This is a genomic window from Skermanella sp. (assembly GCF_059503625.1).
Genome location: NZ_JCACHA010000391.1, coordinates 1 through 2,549, shown reverse-complemented (window position 1 = coordinate 2,549; position 2,549 = coordinate 1). Strand labels below are relative to the sequence as shown.

At 59.8% G+C, this 2,549-nt stretch carries 4 protein-coding genes; all 4 read left to right on the top strand.

Going from position 1 to position 2,549, the window contains the following annotated elements; genetic code table 11:
- Positions 1 to 298: hypothetical protein (locus tag AC5JJ6_RS08735; RefSeq protein WP_496041661.1), on the top strand; the 298-nt coding region annotated here is incomplete at its 5' end.
- Between the two features lie 492 nt (positions 299 to 790).
- Positions 791 to 919 (top strand): hypothetical protein, encoded by a 129-nt coding sequence (locus AC5JJ6_RS08730; protein ID WP_496041660.1) that lies wholly within the window; start codon positions 791 to 793, stop codon positions 917 to 919.
- A 24-nt stretch (positions 920 to 943) separates the two neighbouring features.
- A complete protein-coding gene (locus AC5JJ6_RS08725) occupies positions 944 to 1,129 on the top strand; it encodes a hypothetical protein (protein ID WP_496041659.1) in 186 nt (61 codons plus the stop codon).
- A 1,027-nt stretch (positions 1,130 to 2,156) separates the two neighbouring features.
- Positions 2,157 to 2,516 (top strand): hypothetical protein, encoded by a 360-nt coding sequence (locus tag AC5JJ6_RS08720; RefSeq protein ID WP_496041658.1) that lies wholly within the window; start codon positions 2,157 to 2,159, stop codon positions 2,514 to 2,516.
- Positions 2,517 to 2,549 lie beyond the last annotated feature (33 nt).

Here is a 2,549-nt window from a genome sequence, read left to right as displayed (position 1 = left end):
ACAGGTTCGGGCTGCTGCCAGCCGGTCGACATACCGGGTTCGTCAGCAAAGCCGCCAAGGTATCGACATCGCTCAGACGATGATCACCGATCACCCGGTAGCCACTGCCTTGGTCGCTTTGGGGGTCGGGTTGCTGCTCGGCAGCATGCTGGGCGGTCAAGGCCGAAAGTCATGGGCCTACGACTACCGGGATCAGGACGGGAAGTATGGGTCGTCGCGGAACTATCGTTTCAGGGACCGGGAGAGCGATTACAGGCGGGCCGAAGCCAACGCGGGGTATGACAGGTCAGGCTACTGACCTGTCGGCACGCCCGAACCGATTCTGTCCAGCATATCCCGCCGTACCGTAATCGCGACGGACCGCCCGATTCCTCGGCAGGATGGTAGGGCGGGGGTGGGCCGTCGCTCGAGTCGCCTGGAGCCGAAGTCAGTCTTCGTCCAAGCCACCAGTGGGACGCAAGCTACCAAAAGCCGGTCGTAGGCCAAGAGCGATTTCCCGTTGTACCTTGCGGATGGATGGGGGATAGCCATCCTCCGTGTCATCCTCGCTTTCCCCGATGCAACCCCAGCAATCGCCCCCGCAGTCGTGGGACAAGGGATCGTCGAGTTGGTTGAGCGGGCGACCACAGATTCCGCACCGCGGTAGTTCCTGCGTCATGATCGCTCCTCCGCCTGTTCAACACGGAACCCGCAAACTTGGGCAGGCTCATGGTGCACCTGTTTATGATCACCGAAACGCGTACCGGGACTACTGAAATGGGTACCGGCAGGTTACTATACCGCGGTAATGATGGACGCCGATGATCTGCCCGACCATTCGTGGCTCGCCAGGGCCCGCGAGATCCTGCTGCATCGCGGAGTCCAGGATCCAGCGGTCAACGACGCCGAGGTCCGCCGGCTCGCCGAAGGCTCGGCTTGATTGGGAAAGCGAAGCAGAAGCCAGATGAATGAAACTGATGTGCGTAATTGCTCGTCCACTTGGCTGGCGGTAGGATTGAATTCATACAGCAGCATCAACATCCGAAGCGTCACCTCGGGCCGCTCGCAGCAGTGGCACATCTGTGCCATGGTGAAGTTCTGGAACGTCTTTGTGTCCAATAAGTCGATCTCAGCCAAGGCGATGGGTTGAGGACGGGCCAGGAGGCTCCACAAGTCGGGGATTTGAATGACCCAACATGCGTTGGAGGAATACAGCAGGGTCGTTCTGACCCAGCCGCTCTCGGCCAGTGACGGGGTCATCCCGGCTGGGACAGTTGGTACGATCCTTTCGGTCTATCAGAACGGAGCGGAATACGCGGTCGAGTTTTTCGGTCCGCACCAAGGGGTCGAATTCGTCCTGCCGAACCAGTTTGTGCCTTGGATTGAGCCGTCCTGACGAGCCGTACTTTTCCCGCACTCCACTGTCCCACTACTCTGACCCTGGCCCCGACGTGCGGGGCCGCGATGGCTTTCTGCGGTACGCTCCCTGGGCATTCTGGATAGACCGACTTGTAATGCCTGTGACGGGAATACGAATACCCTTATGAGATGTGAAAGTGGCGGTCGAAGTTCGAGGCTGATCGGTTCAACGAGGCCCTGCACATGCTCAACGGAGCGAAGTGGGACATCGTTCAGGCCAACCGGTAGTGTTTTGGCGTTCTCGACAAGGTCCTGGCCTACACCGTCGCGGTCGCCCTGGATTTTCAGGTGCGGAAAAACACCTAGTCGTCATCGTCGTCTTGTTGCGTTACAACGGGGCGGACCAGGAAGCCGATGATCCGCCGGAACCACCCCAGCGGTCTCGGCCAATTGCTGTTCGGCCGGGACCACTGCGACTGCGGAGTGGATGAGTACATTTGACAACTCGGGATCAATCGAGCCGGTGCTCCGGCAGGGCGGTTTCCAGACCCGTGATGGCGTCAACGCCATGCCGGTCGAAGGTGACCGGGATGACCTCCCGCGAGTACCCCCTCTGTTCTAGAGGTCCACCACGATGGTCAGGTCGGGGAAAGCCGGCCCGAAGTCCGAAGGGATTGGTGCCCTGCCTTTCGGAACTACGACCGAATACATAAGAGACTTGACATCAAAGCTTAACAGGACGATTTTTGCTGCATTGCAGCAGAGAATTGCCGTCCTGCTGCACGGCAACATAGATGCCGTATTGCAGCGGAGGACAAATGACGGTTCAGATCAACGGCGTGAGCCCTGAGCAGCTTCTCGACCTAGCGAGTGAATTCACGATCCGCAGACCAACGTTCAGGGATTGCCGCCTAGACGCGGTGCGGATCGTTAAGATCTTCCAGCCCGGTCGCAGCCATCGATGGGCAGTCTATAAGGGCTACTGGACACCGCCTGATGTGCTGAACCGCGATGGCACGTGGGAAGCAGAGCCGTCACCGTCCAACCGTGACGATCAGTTCTACGAGCGGTGCCGGTTCGATGAGTTCGAGCACGCCTTCGCGGCGGCCCAGCAGGTGTGTCTTGCTGAAAGCCCGCCGGTTACTGAGGCGTTGCTTCGCCTGCGGCAGCCGGCGTGACGCTCAGACCCTGTCCCTGCCGTCGTTCGGAAT

Bases quoted from the DNA above. Each gene is read 5' to 3' on its own strand.
- AC5JJ6_RS08730 (WP_496041660.1), top strand. From the start codon at position 791: ATGGACGCCGATGATCTGCCCGACCATTCGTGGCTCGCCAGGGCCCGC.
- AC5JJ6_RS08725 (WP_496041659.1), top strand. From the start codon at position 944: ATGAATGAAACTGATGTGCGTAATTGCTCGTCCACTTGGCTGGCGGTA.
- AC5JJ6_RS08720 (WP_496041658.1), top strand. From the start codon at position 2,157: ATGACGGTTCAGATCAACGGCGTGAGCCCTGAGCAGCTTCTCGACCTA.